General features: G+C 71.9%; 16 protein-coding genes. 8 read left to right on the top strand and 8 right to left on the bottom strand.

The features are described from left to right. Positions 1-62: 62 nt before the first annotated feature. Genes ACZ8ZB_RS23575 through ACZ8ZB_RS23560 form a run of 4 tightly spaced genes read right to left on the bottom strand, consistent with a single transcriptional unit; the run spans position 63 to position 1,653 of the window. Positions 63-395, bottom strand: coding sequence for a DUF3817 domain-containing protein (locus ACZ8ZB_RS23575; RefSeq protein WP_470739637.1), 333 nt, complete (start codon positions 393-395; stop codon positions 63-65). Positions 396-438: 43 nt separating this feature from the next. After that, positions 439-948, bottom strand: coding sequence for a MarR family winged helix-turn-helix transcriptional regulator (locus ACZ8ZB_RS23570; protein WP_470739636.1), 510 nt, complete (start codon positions 946-948; stop codon positions 439-441). 43 nt (positions 949-991) lie between these two features. Next, the gene (locus ACZ8ZB_RS23565) at positions 992-1,312 is read right to left on the bottom strand and encodes an MTH1187 family thiamine-binding protein (protein ID WP_470739635.1); all 321 of its coding nucleotides are present in this window, start codon (positions 1,310-1,312) and stop codon (positions 992-994) included. Further along, positions 1,309-1,653, bottom strand: a complete 345-nt coding sequence (locus ACZ8ZB_RS23560) for a DUF3817 domain-containing protein (protein WP_470739634.1) — start codon at positions 1,651-1,653, stop codon at positions 1,309-1,311. Before ACZ8ZB_RS23560 ends, ACZ8ZB_RS23565 begins: the two co-directional genes overlap by 4 nt. 197 nt (positions 1,654-1,850) lie before the next feature. Here ACZ8ZB_RS23560 and ACZ8ZB_RS23555 point away from each other — a divergent pair, with 197 nt between their 5' ends. The 4 genes from ACZ8ZB_RS23555 to ACZ8ZB_RS23540 all read left to right on the top strand — a co-directional run bounded on the left by ACZ8ZB_RS23555 (position 1,851) and on the right by ACZ8ZB_RS23540 (position 4,482). Further along, entirely contained in the window at positions 1,851-2,483 is a 633-nt protein-coding gene (locus ACZ8ZB_RS23555; RefSeq protein ID WP_381223792.1) for an AIM24 family protein, read from the top strand. A 1-nt stretch (position 2,484) separates the two neighbouring features. After that, positions 2,485-3,135 carry an AIM24 family protein gene (locus ACZ8ZB_RS23550; protein WP_470739633.1) on the top strand — a complete coding sequence of 217 codons (651 nt, stop codon included), beginning with the start codon at positions 2,485-2,487 and terminating at the stop codon, positions 3,133-3,135. Positions 3,136-3,155: 20 nt separating this feature from the next. Next, a complete protein-coding gene (locus tag ACZ8ZB_RS23545) occupies positions 3,156-3,908 on the top strand; it encodes an AIM24 family protein (protein WP_470741564.1) in 753 nt (250 codons plus the stop codon). Positions 3,909-4,005: 97 nt separating this feature from the next. Continuing rightward, complete coding sequence (locus ACZ8ZB_RS23540) at positions 4,006-4,482, top strand: MarR family winged helix-turn-helix transcriptional regulator (protein ID WP_470739632.1); 477 nt, start codon at positions 4,006-4,008, stop codon at positions 4,480-4,482. 6 nt (positions 4,483-4,488) lie between these two features. Here ACZ8ZB_RS23540 and ACZ8ZB_RS23535 read toward each other — a convergent pair whose 3' ends face one another. Both ACZ8ZB_RS23535 and ACZ8ZB_RS23530 read right to left on the bottom strand, forming a co-directional pair. Beyond that, entirely contained in the window at positions 4,489-5,910 is a 1,422-nt protein-coding gene (locus tag ACZ8ZB_RS23535) for a sensor histidine kinase (RefSeq protein WP_470739631.1), read from the bottom strand. Continuing rightward, entirely contained in the window at positions 5,907-6,572 is a 666-nt protein-coding gene (locus tag ACZ8ZB_RS23530) for a response regulator transcription factor (RefSeq protein WP_470739630.1), read from the bottom strand. Before ACZ8ZB_RS23530 ends, ACZ8ZB_RS23535 begins: the two co-directional genes overlap by 4 nt. 121 nt (positions 6,573-6,693) lie before the next feature. Between ACZ8ZB_RS23530 and ACZ8ZB_RS23525 the strand changes: the two genes are divergently transcribed. Continuing rightward, positions 6,694-7,326 carry a PepSY domain-containing protein gene (locus ACZ8ZB_RS23525; RefSeq protein ID WP_470739629.1) on the top strand — a complete coding sequence of 211 codons (633 nt, stop codon included), beginning with the start codon at positions 6,694-6,696 and terminating at the stop codon, positions 7,324-7,326. Between the two features lie 101 nt (positions 7,327-7,427). Here ACZ8ZB_RS23525 and meaB read toward each other — a convergent pair whose 3' ends face one another. Both meaB and ACZ8ZB_RS23515 read right to left on the bottom strand, forming a co-directional pair. Then, complete coding sequence (gene meaB / locus ACZ8ZB_RS23520; protein WP_470741563.1) at positions 7,428-8,399, bottom strand: methylmalonyl Co-A mutase-associated GTPase MeaB; 972 nt, start codon at positions 8,397-8,399, stop codon at positions 7,428-7,430. A 51-nt stretch (positions 8,400-8,450) separates the two neighbouring features. Continuing rightward, positions 8,451-9,674 carry an acetyl-CoA C-acetyltransferase gene (locus ACZ8ZB_RS23515; RefSeq protein ID WP_470739628.1) on the bottom strand — a complete coding sequence of 408 codons (1,224 nt, stop codon included), beginning with the start codon at positions 9,672-9,674 and terminating at the stop codon, positions 8,451-8,453. Between the two features lie 148 nt (positions 9,675-9,822). Between ACZ8ZB_RS23515 and mce the strand changes: the two genes are divergently transcribed. The 3 genes from mce to ACZ8ZB_RS23500 all read left to right on the top strand — a co-directional run bounded on the left by mce (position 9,823) and on the right by ACZ8ZB_RS23500 (position 15,529). Beyond that, positions 9,823-10,263 (top strand): methylmalonyl-CoA epimerase, encoded by a 441-nt coding sequence (mce, locus tag ACZ8ZB_RS23510; protein WP_470739627.1) that lies wholly within the window; start codon positions 9,823-9,825, stop codon positions 10,261-10,263. A gap of 228 nt (positions 10,264-10,491) precedes the next feature. Continuing rightward, on the top strand, positions 10,492-14,403 hold the full coding sequence (gene scy, locus ACZ8ZB_RS23505) for a polarized growth protein Scy (protein WP_470739626.1): 3,912 nt from the start codon (positions 10,492-10,494) through the stop codon (positions 14,401-14,403). A 187-nt stretch (positions 14,404-14,590) separates the two neighbouring features. Further along, positions 14,591-15,529 carry a cellulose-binding protein gene (locus ACZ8ZB_RS23500; protein WP_470739625.1) on the top strand — a complete coding sequence of 313 codons (939 nt, stop codon included), beginning with the start codon at positions 14,591-14,593 and terminating at the stop codon, positions 15,527-15,529. The last annotated feature ends 33 nt before the right edge of the window (positions 15,530-15,562 follow it).

The following is a 15,562-nucleotide window of genomic DNA, read 5'->3' as shown; positions in this document are numbered from 1 at the left end:
GACGTCCTAGTAAATGTCGATGGGAGACCGCCGCACGCTGCTCCGTACGGCGGTGGGACGCGTTACGCGACCGCGGGCGCCTCGTCCGCGATCCTTCCCTCCAGCTCGCGGCTGATCCGGCGCTCCACGAAGAACGCGGCGGTGGGGACGGTGCCGGCCAGCAGCACCCAGAGCTGCTTCTTCACCGGCCACTTCAGCTTGGAACCCAGGTCGAAGGCGAAGATCAGGTAGACCACGTAGAGCCAGCCGTGGGCGATGCTGACCACCTGCGTGAAGTCGGCCGCGCCACCCATGTCGAGCACGTACTTGCCGATCATGCCGAAGGTCAGCGCGACGAGGAGGACACCGGTGACGTAGGCCATGACCCGGTAGCGGGTGAACACGCTCTTCTTCATGGAGTCGAGCGTAACGGCCCGTTCCGGGAGATCTCGTCCCGGGTCAGTCCTCCGCGAAGTCCCCCGCCGCCAGCCGCAGCGGGCGGAGCATCGCGAAGATCTCGCCGCACTCCTCGGCGTCGTAGGCGCCCAGGCCGAAGTCCATGGCCATCAGGTCGCGGGTGGCGGACTCGACCACCGCACGGCCCTTGTCGGTGATGGTCGCGAGGGTGCCGCGGCCGTCGTTGGGGTTGGGGCGCTTGGCGACCAGACCCGAGCGCACCAGGCGGTCCACGGTGTTCGTCACCGACGTGGGGTGCACCATGAGCCGCTCGCCGATCTTGGACATCGGCAGCTCGCCCGACTTGGAGAAGGTCAGCAGCACCAGGGCCTCGTACCGCGCGAACGTGAGCCCGTACGGTTTGACGACCGCGTCCACCTCGGCCAGCAGGATCTGCTGCGCCCGCATGATCGAGGTGATCGCGGCCATCGACGGCACGTTTCCCCAGCGCTGCTTCCAGAGCTCGTCGGCGCGGGCGATGGGATCGAACGAGAGACTGAGCGGCTTCGGCACGGACCAGACCCTACCGGCCGGTCATATGCCGGTCAGCCCCGTCTCACTCATCGGTCCGCGGTCGTCCGTCGCCGCGCGCCAGATGCCGCTCGACGGTCTCCACCTTGGAGGTGAGACCGTCCTCCACGCCCGGGCGGATGTCCGCCTTGAGGACCAGGGAGACGCGGGGCGCACGCGCCTCCACGGCGGCCACGGCGCGCTTGACCACGTCCATGACCTCGTCCCACTCGCCCTCGACCGAGGTGAACATGGCGTCGGTGCGGTTCGGCAGGCCGGACTCGCGGACCACCCGCACGGCGTCGGCGACGTACTCCCCCACGTCCTCGCCGACGCCCAGCGGTGTCACCGAGAAGGCGACGATCATGCGTTCACCACGCCCTCGTTACGGGCGCGGGAGGCGATCACCGCGTCCTCGGCCTCGCGCTTGAGCCGGCGGTCGGCGAAGAAGCCTCCGACCGGCAGGACCGACATCAGGAAGTAGAAGGCGGCGGTCTTCAGCGGCCACTTGGCGCGGTTCCAGGCGTCGGCCCAGAAGAGCACGTACAGGACGAAGAGGAAGCCGTGGACCGCGCCCATCACCGGGACGGCGTTGAAGTCGGTCGTCCGCTTCAGGACCGAGCAGACGAGCAGCAGCAGGAACGAGATCGCTTCGGGGCCCGAGACCAGGCGGAGGCGGCGGAGGGCGGAGGCGGTCTTGATGTCCACGGGTCACCTTCGGTGGGAGAGACGTCGGCGTCTACGGGTCGGACGGTTTGTGAACGCACGCACAAGCGCCCCGCCATTGTGGCAAACGCCGTCCGTGATCACCGGAGGGGGTCCCGTAGGGGGCCGTTCAGGGTCCGACTCCCCCTTCGGGATCTGTCGGCGGGGGCGAAGGTGCGGATACCGTCACAGTCGTGGCGATGTTCCGACTTCAGAGCAGCAAGGTGCTCGCCGTCGACATGACCGGGGACGCCGTGAAGGCGAAGAACGGCTCCATGGTCGCGTACGACGGCGAGATGGCCTTCAAGAAGCTCAGCGGTGGCGGTGAGGGCCTGAGGGGGATGGTGACCCGCAGGCTCACGGGCGAGCAGATGACGCTGATGGAGGTGAAAGGGCACGGGACCTGCTTCTTCGCGGACCGGGCCTCCGAGATCAATCTGGTGGGTCTGCAGGGCGACAAGCTGTACGTGGAGTCCAGCAACCTGCTGGCGACCGACGGCGGCCTGCGCACCGGGACGAGTTTCACGGGGGTGCGCGGGGCCTCGCAGGGCAACGGGCTGTTCACGACCACGGTCGAGGGGCACGGCCAGGCGGCGCTCCTGTCGGACGGGCCGGCCGTGCTGCTCCGGGTCAGCCCGCAGTACCCGCTGACGGTCGACCCCGGCGCCTACGTGGCCCACCAGGGGAACCTGCGGCAGTCCTTCCAGTCGGGCGTGACCTTCCGCACGCTGATGGGAGAGGGCGGCGGCGAGGCCTTCCAGATCCGGTTCGAGGGCGACGGGCTGGTCTACGTGCAGCCCAGTGAGCGGAACACGATCGCGGGGGACGTGTGACATGGGCTTCCGGGAGATCAACTCGAAGATGATCGAGGCGACCGTGGCGCCGGGTCAGCGGCTGTTCAGCCAGCGCGGCGCGATGCTCGCGTACAAGGGGGAGGTCGGCTTCACCCCGAACATGACGGGCGGCCAGAGCGGGGTGATGTCGATGATCGGGCGGCGGGTGGCGAACGAGGACACGCCCCTGATGACCGTCGAGGGCAGCGGCACCGTCCTGTTCGGACACGGCGGCCACCACATCCAGGTGATCGACCTCGCCGGGGACACGCTGTACGTCGAGGCCGACCGGCTGCTGGCCTTCGAGGGCACCCTGGAGCAGGGGACGGTGTTCCTCGGCTCGCAGGGCGGGGTGATGGGGATGGTCCGGGGGCAGGTCTCCGGGCAGGGCCTCTTCACGACCTCGCTCAAGGGGCACGGCGCGGTCGCCGTGATGGCCCACGGAGGGGTGATCGAGCTCCCGATCACCCCGCAGCGGCCGGTGCGCGTCGACCCGCAGGCCTACGTCGCCCACCACGGCGACGTCCGCAACAAGCTGTCCACCGCCCTCGGCTGGCGGGACATGGTGGGCCGGGGCTCCGGCGAGGCCTTCCAGTTGGAGCTGAGCGGCAGCGGTGCCGTCTACGTCCAGGCGTCCGAGGAGAAGCTGTGAGCGCCACCGTCCACGACCCGATGACGCTGCCGTCCGACGACAACGTCGATCCCTACACCTTCTGCGTGGAGCTCAAGGGCACCCAGTGGTTCATGCAGAAGGGGAAGATGATCGCCTACTACGGTTCGATCGATTTCAACGGCATCGGGCACGGGCGGCTCGACCGACTCGTCCGTACGTCGTTCCATTCGCCTCTGCACGCGAGCGACTGGGTCGTGGCGGAGGGCTCGGGCAAGATGCTCCTCGCCGACCGGGCCTTCGACGTGAATTCGTACGATCTGGAAGACGGCAACCTGACCATTCGCTCAGGCAACTTGCTGGCTTTTCAGCCAAGTCTGTCGCTGAAGCAGTCGATCGTGCCGGGTTTCCTGACGCTGATCGGAACCGGGAAGTTCGTGGCCGCCTCCAACGGTCCGGTGGTGTTCATGGAGCCCCCCATCCGGGTGGATCCGCAGGCGCTGGTCGGATGGGCGGACTGCCCCTCCCCGTGCCACCACTACGACCACGGCTACATGACCGGCGTGATGGGCGGTCTACGTGCGCTGACGGGCCTCGGCGGGGCCTCCGGCGAGGAGCACCAGTTCGAGTTCGTGGGGGCGGGCACGGTGCTGCTCCAGTCGTCCGAGGCGTTGATGGCGGAGCAGGCCACGGGGGTGACCCCGCACGAGCCCGGAGTGCCCGGGAGCGGGGTTCCGGGTGGCCACGGGCAGGGTGCGGGCGCACCGCGTCTTCCCGGACAGCTGGGAGACCTCCAGCGTCGCTTCGGGCTGTGAGCGGTAATGTGCGGGGTGTGACATCGAACGCCTGAGCACGACGTCACACGGAAGCCTTATTAGTTCACCATTCAACTTTCTTAGGTAGACTTCATTCATGGAGACCGAGACGGCCACCCGCTGGCTGACCAATGCGGAGCAGTGCGCCTGGCGCACCCACCTGGAGGTCAACAGGCTGTTGACGTACCAGCTCGAGAAGGACCTGCAGCCGTTCGGCCTGACGATGAACGACTACGAGATCCTGGTGAATCTGTCCGAGTCGGAGGACCGGCGGATGCGGATGAGCGACCTCGCCTCCGCGACCATGCAGTCCAAGAGCCGCCTCTCGCACCAGATCACCCGCATGGAGAACGCGGACCTGGTGCGGCGGGAGAACTGCGAGTCCGACCGCCGCGGACTCTACGCGGTCCTCACCGACCACGGCCTGGAGACCATGCAGAAGGTCGCGCCCCATCACGTGGCGTCCGTGCGCCGGCACTTCATCGACCTGCTCTCCCCCGAGGCCCTCACCGAGCTCGACAAGGCCCTCAAGCCCATCGCGGAGCACCTGCGGGGGCAGCGGGGACGTCACTGACGCCCTTCAGCGGGCGAGCGGCAGGCGGAGTTCGAACCGGGCTCCGCCGGCCGGCGCCGCACCCGCCGTGAGCGTCCCGCCGTGCCGTACGGCGACGTCCCTCGCGATCGCCAGCCCCAGCCCCGCCCCGCCGTCGTCGCGGCTGCGGGCGGCGTCCAGCCGTACGAACCGCTCGAAGATCCGCTCCCGGTCGGCCTCGGCCACCCCGTCGCCGTCGTCGGCCACTCCCAGGACCGCCCAGCCGCCCTCCCGCCGCACGGTCACGGTGACCCGCTCGCGGGCGTGCCGCCCGCCGTTGTCCAGCAGGTTGGCGAGCACGCGCCCCAGCTGCCCCCGCGATCCGGTCACCTCCGCCGGCTCCGCGTCCACCGTCACGCCGGTGCGTCCCGCGGCCTCCTCGCGGGCCAGCGCGGCCAGGTCGACCCGGGCGTCGGCGGGCCGCTCCCCCGCGTCCAGCCGGGCGAGCAGCAGCAGGTCTGCGGCGAGGCGCTGGAGCCGGACGGTGTCCTCGACGGCGCCGTCCAGGTCGAGCAGCTCGGGGTGGGCGGCGGCCACCTCCAGCTGGGTGCGCAGGGACGCGATCGGGCTGCGCAGCTCGTGCGAGGCGTCGGCGACGAACCGGCGCTGCCGCTCCACGGACGCCTCCAGGGCGGCGAGCGTCTCGTTGGTGGTGCGGGCGAGACGGGCGATCTCGTCGTGGGTCGCCGGTTCGGGGACGCGGCGGGCGAGGTCCTCGGAGGCGGTGATCGCGGCCATCTCGCTCCGGATGCCCTCCACCGGGCGCAGGGCGCGGCCGGTGACCAGCCAGGTCACGCCGGCGACCACACCGAGCAGGACGGGCAGGCCGATGAGCATCCCGGTCAGCGTGGTGCTCACGGCACTGTGCTCGGCGGCGAGCGGGGCGCCCGCGTGGACGGTGAGGCGGCCCCGGTCGGAGGTCTCCACCTCCAGGGCGGCGAAGCGGTAGTCCTGGGTGTCGCCGTCGATGGTGGCGGAGCCGTTGGTGAAGGTGGTCTCGTCGGCGATCTCGCCGGGGGCGAGGGGCGCGCCGGAGTCGTCCGGGTCGTCGCCGGAGTCGTCGTCGCCGTCCTCGTCCGGCTTCGGCGGCCGCGGCGTCACGTCGGTCGTCGCGGTGCCGGTGATCCGCTCCAGGTCCTCGCTCGCCGCGACCAGTCGTCCGTCCTCGTCGAGGATCTGCACCGGGCGGTCCTCGCCGTCCAGCCCCGACAGTCCGTCGTACGGCGTCCGGGCGGCGAGTTCGGAGGCGACCGCCCGCGCGGACTGCTCCGCCTGGGTGCCGGCCTCGCCGATCAGGTTGGAGCGCAGGGACATCAGTACGGCGGTGCCGGCCGCGACGAGGGCGACCGCGACCACGAGGGTGGCGCCCAGCGTCGCCCGTGCGCGGACGGAGCCGAACAGGCGGCTCACGGCGCCGTCTCCAGGCGGTAGCCGGCGCCGCGCACCGTGCGGATGAGACCGGCGCGCAGTTTGCGGCGCAGGGCGCTGATGTAGACCTCGACGATGTTGGGGTCCCCGTCGTAGGCGAAGTCCCAGACGTGTTCGAGGATGTCGGCCTTGGAGACCACCTCGCCGGCCCGCAGCACCAGGTGCTCGAGCACCGAGAACTCCTTGGCGGTCAGGGTCACTTCGTCCTCGCCCAGGAAGACCCGGCGGGCGGCGGTGTCCACCTTGAGGTCGCCGTGCACATGGACCGGGGAGGCCCCGGCGGCCGGCCGGCGGCGCAGCAGCGCCTTGATCCTGGCGACGAGGACGACGTACGAGAACGGCTTGGTGAGGTAGTCGTCGGCGCCGGTGTCCAGGCCCTCGGCCTCGTCGTACTCGCCGTCCTTCGCGGTGAGCATCAGGATCGGCACGTCGTGTCCCGCGGCGCGCAGGGCCGCGCAGACGCGGTAGCCGTTCAGGCCGGGCAGCATGATGTCGAGGATCAGGAGGTCGTACGTCCCCTCCGTGGCCCGGTGCAGCCCCTCCCGGCCGTCGTGGACGACGTCCACGGCGTAGCCCTCGGCGGTGAGGCCCTTGGCGAGGGAGAGGGCGAGGCGTTTTTCGTCCTCCACGATCAGCAGGCGCATGGGGTCAAGGGTCGCAAAGGGAACCTGAAGATCCCTTCAGGCGCTTTCAGGTTCCTCTCAGCGTCGGTCGGCGAGATTGATGCCGTACAGCGCGAAACGCAGCGACTCGGGAGGAACCCACATGAAGCGCAACATCGTGATCGCCGTCGTCACGGCCGCGGCCCTGGTCGGGGGCGGTACGGCGACGGCCCTCGCGGTCGCGGGGGACGACGACGGGACGACGTCGGCGGCGACGGAGAACCGGGCGGGGGACGACGACGCGCGGGACGACGACGGGCAGGACGACGACGGGCAGGACGACGCGCGCGACGACACCCGTGACGGACGTGCCGTCTCCGGTGACGTGACCGCCGCCGACGCCATCGCCGCCGCGCTGAAGCACACGCCGGGCACCGCCGTCTCCGCCGAGCTGGACGACGAGGCCTGGGAGGTCGACGTCCTCGGCAAGGGGGACAAGTGGCACAGCGTGCGCGTCGCCCCGGACGGCGGCAAGGTGCTGGGCGCCCAGAAGGACGACGAGGACGACACCGCCGAGGTGCGGGCCGCGCTGAAGGGGACGTCGGTGACGGCCGAGGAGGCCGCGAAGGCGGCTGCCGCCAAGGGGGCGGTGGTCTCCCTCGACCTGGACGACGGTGACAAGGGCTGGGAGGCCGAGACGCGCGCCTCCGGCGGGGACGAGCGGGACTGGCGGGTCGACCCGGGCAGCGCCAAGGTCACGGCAGACCGGAACGACGACGGCGACTCCGACGACTGAGCGTGGGGGCGGGCGTCGGGGGGTTCGCCCCCGCCGCCCCTTCCCTCCCCGTCCCCGGGGGCTGCGCCCCCGGACCCCCGTCGGCCCTGCGGGCCTCGTCCTCAGACGCCGGACGGACCGGAAGCGGTCAGCCCTTCCACCAGTTCGTCCGCCGCCCGGTACGGGTCCAGCTCGCCGGCGATGATGCGTTCCGCCAGGGCGTCCAGGCGGCGGTCGCCGTGGAGGTCGCCGATGCGTTCGCGCAGGGCCGTGACCGCGATGGTCTCGACCTCGCGGGAGGCGCGGGCCAGGCGGCGGGCCGTCAGGACGCCGTGCTCCTCCATCCAGGCGCGGTGCTTCTCCAGGGCCTCGACGACCTCGTCGACGCCCTCCTGGCGCGCGGCGACCGTCTTGACGATCGGGGGGCGCCAGTCGCCGGGGGCGCGGGACTCGCCGAGGCCGAGCATGTGGTTCAGCTCGCGGGCGGTGGCGTCGGCGCCGTCGCGGTCGGCCTTGTTGACGACGTAGACGTCGCCGATCTCCAGGATTCCGGCCTTGGCGGCCTGGATGCCGTCGCCCATGCCGGGGGCCAGCAGCACCACCGAGGTGTCGGCCTGGGAGGCGATCTCCACCTCCGACTGGCCCACGCCCACCGTCTCGACCAGGATCACGTCGCAGCCCGCCGCGTCCAGGACGCGGATGGCCTGCGGGGCGGCCCACGCGAGGCCGCCCAGGTGGCCGCGGGTGGCCATGGAACGGATGTAGACGCCGGGGTCGGAGGCGTGCTCCGACATGCGGACGCGGTCGCCGAGCAGGGCGCCCCCGGAGAAGGGCGAGGACGGGTCGACGGCCAGGACGCCGACCCGCCTGCCCTGTTTGCGGTAGGCGGTCACCAGGGCCGAGGTGGACGTCGACTTGCCGACGCCCGGGGAGCCCGTGAGACCGACCACGTACGCGTTCCCGGTGAGCGGCGCCAGGGCCGCCATGACCTCCCTGAGCTGCGGGGACGCCCCCTCCACCAGGGAGATCAGCCGGGCCACGGCCCGCGGCCTGCCGTCCCTGGCCTGGGCGACCAGCGAGGAGACGTCCTGCATCACAGCTCCGTTCATGAGAGAAGACCCTGCAAACCCGCGTACGAACCCGGCTCAGACCTTGGGTACCCGCACGATCAGCGCGTCACCCTGGCCGCCGCCGCCGCACAGCGCCGCCGCGCCGACACCGCCGCCGCGCCGCCTCAGCTCCAGGGCGAGGTGCAGCACGAGCCGGGCGCCGGACATCCCGATCGGGTGACCCAGCGCGATGGCGCCGCCATTGACGTTCACCTTTTCGGTGGAAACACCCAGGTCCTTCATTGACTGGACGGCGACCGCGGCGAAGGCCTCGTTGATCTCGATGAGGTCGAGGTCGGAGACCTCCAGGCCCTCCTTCTTCAGCGCGTGCCGGATCGCGTTGGACGGCTGCGACTGGAGGGAGTTGTCGGGCCCGGCCACGTTGCCGTGGGCGCCGATCTCGGCGATCCAGTCCAGGCCCAGCTCCTGCGCCCTGGCCTTGCTCATCACGACCACGGCCGCCGCGCCGTCCGAGATCTGCGAGGAGGAGCCGGCGGTGATGGTGCCGTCCTCGGCGAACGCCGGGCGCAGCTTGGCGAGGGACTCGGCGGTGGTGTCGCCGCGGATGCCCTCGTCCTTGCCGAACAGGACCGGGTCGCCCTTGCGCTGCGGGATCTCGACCGGGGTGATCTCGGCCTCGAAGATCCCGTTCCGCTGCGCGGCGGCGGCCCGCTGGTGGGACAGGGCGGCGATCTCGTCCTGCTCGGGGCGGGCGATGCCGAGGCGGGTGTTGTGCCTCTCGGTGGACTCGCCCATGGCGATGTTCTCGAAGGAGTCGGTCAGACCGTCGTGCGCCATGGCGTCGAGCATCTGCACCGCGCCGTACTTGAAGCCCTCGCGGGACTTCGGCAGCAGGTGCGGGGCGTTGGTCATGGACTCCTGGCCGCCGGCGACGATCACGTCGAATTCACCCGCGCGGATCAGCTGGTCCGCGAGCGCGATGGCGTCGAGGCCGGAGAGGCACACCTTGTTGACGGTGAGCGCCGGGACGTTCATCGGGATGCCGGCCTTGACGGCTGCCTGGCGGGCCGGGATCTGCCCCGCCCCGGCCTGGAGCACCTGCCCCATGATCACGTACTGGACCTGGTCGCCGCCGATCCCCGCACGGTCGAGGGCGGCCTTGATCGCGAAACCGCCGAGGTCGGCTCCGGAGAAGGACTTCAGCGAGCCGAGCAGCCGGCCCACGGGGGTGCGGGCGCCGGCGACGATGACGGACGTCGTGCCGTTCGTCGCGGAAGATGCGGATGATGCGGAAGTCATGAGCTGCGGTCCCCTTACCGGCTGCACAGCCGAGGAGTGAACGAGGGTTTACTTCGAATGTACTGACGTGCGGCGGACCACGTCATCGGCCTTTCGGTGTGATCGCGCGCACGTTGCGTAACCATCGCGGGAGCGCTGCACTGAATCCATGCTGACGCGAATCGACCACATCGGGATCGCCTGCTTCGACCTCGACAAGACCGTCGAGTTCTACCGGGCCACCTACGGCTTCGAGGTGTTCCACTCCGAGGTCAACGAGGAGCAGGGCGTGCGCGAGGCCATGCTCAGGATCAACGGCACCTCCGACGGCGGGGCCTCCTACCTGCAACTGCTCGAGCCGACCCGGGAGGACTCCACCGTCGCCACGTGGCTGGCGAGGAACGGGGAGGGCGTCCACCACATCGCTTTCGGCACGGCGGACGTGGACGCGGAGGCCGCCGACATCAGGGACAAGGGCGTACGCGTTCTGTACGAAGAGCCCCGACGCGGCTCCATGGGGTCACGAATCACCTTCCTGCACCCCAAGGACTGCCACGGCGTACTGACGGAACTGGTCACTTCGGCGCCCGTTGAGTCGTCCGAGCACTGACCCACGTACATAAGGGCCGGTAGGGTTGGGTCCGGTCGCCGCTCATGCGTGGTGACCCAGTCCCGTCGTCTTTGGCGACGGGATCGCCGGGGTCCGGGTTTCGGGGGGCGAGCGCGGGGCGGCAGCCCATGCTCCGCCGTTGATCTGACACCATTCCCCGGGGGCCCCGTTCGGCGGATGAACGGAGCTCGGCCAGACTTGCGACCAGGGGACGGATGGGACCGCGCAGTGCGGGGCTACGAGAGCCAGGAGCGAGAGCCGGCGGCTGACGTCGACCACCTCTCTCGGTTCGAAGCCGAGATGAAGCGGCTGAAGACCGAGCGGGAAAAGGCGATCCAGCACGCCGAGGACCTCGGCTACCAGGTCGAGGTGCTGCGCGCCAAGCTGCACGAGGCGCGGCGCACCATCATGTCCCGGCCCGCTTACGACGGCGGTGACCTCGGCTACCAGGCCGAGCAGTTGCTGCGCAACGCGCAGCTGCAGGCCGACCAGCTCCGCGCGGACGCCGAGCGGGAGCTGAGCCAGGCGCGGGCGCAGACCCAGCGGATCCTCCAGGAGCACGCGGAGCAGGCGGCCCGGCTCCAGGCGGAGCTGCACCAGGAGGCGGTGACGCGGCGCCAGCAGCTCGACCAGGAGCTGGCGGAGCGGCGGCAGACCGTCGAGTCGCACGTCAACGAGAACGTGGCCTGGGCGGAGCAGCTGCGGGCCCGTACCGAGCAGCAGGCCCGCCGGCTGCTCGACGAGTCCCGCGCGGAGGCCGAGCAGGCCCTGGCCGCCGCCCGCGCGGAGGCCGAACGGCTGACGGCCGAGGCCCGGCAGCGGCTGCAGGGCGACGCCGAGGCGGCCCGCGCGGAGGCCGAGCAGATCCTGCGCCGTGCCCGCGCGGACGCCGAGCGGCTGCTGGACGCCGCCTCCACGCAGGCCCAGGAGGCCACCGACCACGCGGAGCAGCTGCGGACGTCCACGGCCAGCGAGTCGGAGGCGGCGCGCCGTCAGGCGCAGGAGCTCAGCCGGGCCGCCGAGGAGCGGATGTCCCAGGCCGAGGCCGCGCTGCGCGAGGCCCGGGCCGAGGCGGAGAAGGTGCTCGCCGGGGCGAAGGAGTCCGCCGCGAAGGCGCTCGCCTCCGCCGAGTCCGCCAACGAGACCCGTACGCGGACCGCCAAGGAGCAGGTGGCCCGGCTGGTCAGCGAGGCCACCAAGGAGGCGGAGGCCACCAAGGCGGACGCCGAGCAGCTGGTCGCGGACGCCCGCGCCGAGGCCGAGAAGATCGTCGCCGAGGCCGCCGAGAAGGCCCGTGCGATCACCGCGGAGGAGTCCGCGACGCAGCTGTCCAAGGCGGCCAGGACCGCCGAGGACGTGCTCACCAAGGCGTCGGAGGAGGCCAAGCGGACCACCAGGGCGGCGGCCGAGGAGGCCGAGCGGATCCGCGCCGAGGCCGAGGCCGAGGCGGACCGGCTGCGCGCCGAGGCGCACGACATCGCCGAGCAGCTCAAGGGCGCGGCGAAGGACGACACCAAGGAGTACCGCGCCAAGACGGTCGAGCTGCAGGAGGAGGCCCGCCGGCTGCGCGGCGAGGCCGAGCAGCTGCGTGCCGACGCGGTCGCCGAGGGCGAGAAGATCCGTGCGGAGGCCCGCAAGGAGGCCGTGGCGCAGATCGAGGAGGCGGCGAAGTCCGCCGAGGAGCTGCTCGCCAAGGCGAAGGCGGACGCCGACGAGCTGCGCTCCACCGCGCGGACGGACAGCGAGAAGGTCCGCACCGAGGCCATCGAGCGCGCCACGACGCTGCGCCGGCAGGCCGAGGAGACGCTGGAGCGCACCCGCCAGGAGGCCGAACGGCACCGCGCGGAGGTCGTCGAGCAGGCCGACGCGCTCAAGGAGGACGCCGAGCGGGCCGCGCGCGAGCTGCGCGAGGAGACCGAGCGGGCCGTGGAGGCCCGCCGGGCGGAGGCCGCCGGGGAGCTGACGCGGCTGCACACGGAGGCCGAGGAGCGGCTCGCCGCGGCCGAGCAGGCGCTGAGCGACGCGCGTGAGGAGGCCGCCCGGATCCGCCGGGAGGCGTCCGAGGAGACCGAGCGGCTGCGCGCGGAGGCCGCCGAGCGGATCCGTACGCTGCGGGAGCAGGCGGAGGCGGAGGCCGAGCGGCTGCGGGACGAGGCCGCCGCGGACGCGTCGGCGTCCCGCGCGGAGGGCGAGGCCGTCGCCGTACGGCTGCGGTCGGAGGCCGCGGCCGAGGCGGAGCGGCTGAAGTCGGAGGCGCAGGACAGCGCCGACCGGATGCGCGCGGAGGCGCAGGCCGCCGCCGAGCGGATCGGCACGGAGGCGTCCGAGACGCTGGCCGCCGCGCAGGAGGAGGCCGCCCGGCGGCGCCGCGAGGCCGAGGAGCTCCTCGGCGCGGCGCGGCAGGAGGCCGACCAGGAGCGCGAGCGGGCCCGCGAGCAGAGCGAGGAGCTGCTGGCGTCGGCGCGCACCCGCGTGGAGGAGGCGCAGGCCGAGGCCGTACGGCTGGTCGAGGAGGCGGACCGGCGCGCCACGGAGATGGTGTCGGCGGCCGAGCAGCACGCGCAGCAGGTGCGGGACTCCGTCGCGGGGCTGCACGAGCAGGCGCAGGAGGAGATCACCGGGCTGCGCAGCGCCGCCGAGCACGCGGCGGAGCGCACCCGCCGCGAGGCCGAGGAGGAGGCGGACCGGGTCCGCGCCGACGCCTACGCGGAGCGGGAGCGGGCGAGCGAGGACGCGGGCCGGCTGCGGCGCGAGGCGCAGGAGGAGACGGAGGCCGCGAAGGCGCTGGCCGAGCGGACGGTGTCCGAGGCCATCACGGAGGCCGACCGGATCCGCGCGGACGTGTCCGAGCACGCCCAGCGGGTGCGTACGGAGGCGTCGGACGCGATCGCCGAGGCGGAGCAGGCGGCGGCGCGCACCCGGGCGGACGCCCGTGAGGACGCCAACCGGATCCGTTCGGACGCGGCGACGCAGGCGGACACCCTCATCACCGAGGCCCGCAGTGAGGCGGAGCGGCTCACCGAGGAGACGATCGCGGAGACCGACCGGCTGCGCACGGAGACGGTCGCCGAGGCCGAGCGGGTGCGTTCGGAGACGGTCGCCGAGGCGGAGCGGGTGCGTTCGGAGTCGGTGTCCAAGGCGGAGAAGCTGATCGCGGACGCCACCGGGGACGCGGAGCGGCTGCGGGCCGAGGCCGCGGAGGCGGTCGGGTCGGCGCAGGCGCACGCGGAGCGGATCCGCCGGGAGTCCGAGCGGGTCAAGGCCGACGCGGAGTCGGAGGCCGAGCGGATGCTGTCCGCCGCGCGCGGGGAGGCCGAGCGGACGCTGGACGAGGCCCGCAAGGACGCCAACAAGCGGCGCTCCGAGGCGGCCGAGCAGGTGGACACGCTCATCACGGAGACCACCGCCGAGGCGGACAAGCTGCTCACCGAGGCGCAGCAGCAGGCGCTGAAGACGACGGCGGAGGCCGAGTCGCAGGCGGACACGATGGTCGGCGCGGCCCGGCAGGAGGCCGAGCGGATCGTCTCCGAGGCGACCGTCCAGGGCAACTCCCGGGTGGAGAAGGCCCGTGCGGACGCGGACGAGCTGCTGGTCGGCGCGCGCCGGGACGCGACGCAGATCAGGGAGCGCGCCGAGGAGCTGCGCGACCGCATCACGCGTGAGATCGAGGAGCTGCACGAGCGGGCCCGCCGTGAGGCGGCGGAGACGATGAAGTCGACGGGCGACCGCTGCGACGCGCTCATCAAGGCCGCCGAGGAGCAGCTCGCCAAGGCGGAGGCGAAGGCCAAGGAGATCGTCTCCGAGGCCAACTCCGAGGCCGGCAAGGTGCGTATCGCCGCCGTGAAGAAGGCCGAGGGCCTGCTGAAGGAGGCCGAGCAGAAGAAGGCCAGGCTGGTGAAGGAGGCCGAGGAGCTGAAGGCCGAGGCGGTCCGGGAGGCGCGGCACACGGTCGAGGAGGGCAAGCGCGAGCTGGAGGTGCTGGTGCGGCGCCGTGAGGACATCAACGCCGAGATCTCCCGCGTGCAGGACGTGCTGGAGGCGCTGGAGTCCTTCGAGGCGCCCGGGGGCGCCAAGGACAACGGGGTCAAGGCGGGGGCCGCGGCGGGTGCTACCCGTACGGGTGGCAAGTCGGCGGAATAGCCGACAAAGCGGGCGAAATCCTTTGTGCGGTGAGGGCTTTGATCATGCCTTTGGCAAGTCTTCCGACGGCGAGCCACTCAAAAGGGGTGTCATTCTCCGTATCAAACGTGCATCCGCTCGATGACACAGCGCTTCGGCCCCTAGGATTCCACCTATCACCTCACCGGTCTCATTCGACAGGAACCCCATGAGCGACACTTCCCCCTACGGCTTCGAGCTTGTGCGGCGTGGGTACGACCGCGCTCAGGTGGACGAACGTATCTCCAAGCTCGTCTCCGACCGTGACAGCGCTCTCGCCCGCATCACCGCTCTGGAAAAGCGCATCGAAGAGCTCCACCTCGAGACACAGAACGCCCAGGCCCAGATCAACGACGCCGAGCCGTCGTACGCGGGTCTCGGTGCGCGCGTGGAGAAGATCCTCCGCCTCGCCGAGGAGGAGGCGAAGGACCTGCGCGAGGAGGCCCGGCGCGCGGCGGAGCAGCACCGCGAGCTCGCCGAGTCGGCCGCCCAGCAGGTGCGCAACGACGCCGAGTCGTACGCCGCCGAGCGCAAGTCGAAGGCGGAGGACGAGGGCGCGCGGATCGTCGAGAAGGCCCAGGGCGACGCCGCCCAGCTGCGTTCCGAGGCGCAGCGGGACGCGCAGTCCAAGCGGGAGGAGGCGGACGCCCTCTTCGAGGAGACCCGTGCCAAGGCCGCGCAGGCCGCCGCCGACTTCGAGACGAACCTCGCCAAGCGGCGTGAGCAGTCCGAGCGCGACCTGGCCTCGCGCCAGCAGAAGGCCGAGAAGCGTCTCGCGGAGATCGAGCACCGGGCGGAGCAGCTGCGGCTGGAGGCCGAGAAGCTGCGCACCGACGCCGAGCGCCGGGCCCGCCAGACCGTGGAGACGGCCCAGCGCCAGGCCGAGGACATCGTGGCCGACGCCAACGCCAAGGCCGACCGGATCCGTTCGGAGTCCGAGCGCGAGCTGGCGGCGCTGACCAACCGCCGCGACTCGATCAACGCCCAGCTGACGAACGTCCGCGAGATGCTCGCCACGCTCACGGGCGCCGCGGTGGCCGCGACCGGTACGCCCTCCACCGAGGACGAGTCGATCTCCCGCGGGGTCCCGGCCCAGCAGTCCCGGTAACACCGGCCGAAGGATCGGCGAGGCCCCCTGCCG

This window comes from Streptomyces sp. 12E (assembly GCF_055633275.1).
The sequence above is the reverse complement of the archived record's forward strand: the minus strand, read 5'-3'. Positions and strand labels throughout refer to the sequence as shown.

Coding starts and splice junctions, on each gene's coding strand:
- ACZ8ZB_RS23575 (WP_470739637.1), bottom strand. CDS start 395: ATGAAGAAGAGCGTGTTCACCCGCTACCGGGTCATGGCCTACGTCACC.
- ACZ8ZB_RS23550 (WP_470739633.1), top strand. CDS start 2,485: ATGGGCTTCCGGGAGATCAACTCGAAGATGATCGAGGCGACCGTGGCG.
- ACZ8ZB_RS23540 (WP_470739632.1), top strand. CDS start 4,006: ATGGAGACCGAGACGGCCACCCGCTGGCTGACCAATGCGGAGCAGTGC.
- meaB (WP_470741563.1), bottom strand. CDS start 8,399: ATGCAGGACGTCTCCTCGCTGGTCGCCCAGGCCAGGGACGGCAGGCCG.
- mce (WP_470739627.1), top strand. CDS start 9,823: ATGCTGACGCGAATCGACCACATCGGGATCGCCTGCTTCGACCTCGAC.
- ACZ8ZB_RS23530 (WP_470739630.1), bottom strand. CDS start 6,572: ATGCGCCTGCTGATCGTGGAGGACGAAAAACGCCTCGCCCTCTCCCTC.
- ACZ8ZB_RS23525 (WP_470739629.1), top strand. CDS start 6,694: ATGAAGCGCAACATCGTGATCGCCGTCGTCACGGCCGCGGCCCTGGTC.
- ACZ8ZB_RS23515 (WP_470739628.1), bottom strand. CDS start 9,674: ATGACTTCCGCATCATCCGCATCTTCCGCGACGAACGGCACGACGTCC.
- ACZ8ZB_RS23500 (WP_470739625.1), top strand. CDS start 14,591: ATGAGCGACACTTCCCCCTACGGCTTCGAGCTTGTGCGGCGTGGGTAC.
- ACZ8ZB_RS23545 (WP_470741564.1), top strand. CDS start 3,156: ATGACGCTGCCGTCCGACGACAACGTCGATCCCTACACCTTCTGCGTG.
- ACZ8ZB_RS23565 (WP_470739635.1), bottom strand. CDS start 1,312: ATGATCGTCGCCTTCTCGGTGACACCGCTGGGCGTCGGCGAGGACGTG.
- ACZ8ZB_RS23555 (WP_381223792.1), top strand. CDS start 1,851: ATGTTCCGACTTCAGAGCAGCAAGGTGCTCGCCGTCGACATGACCGGG.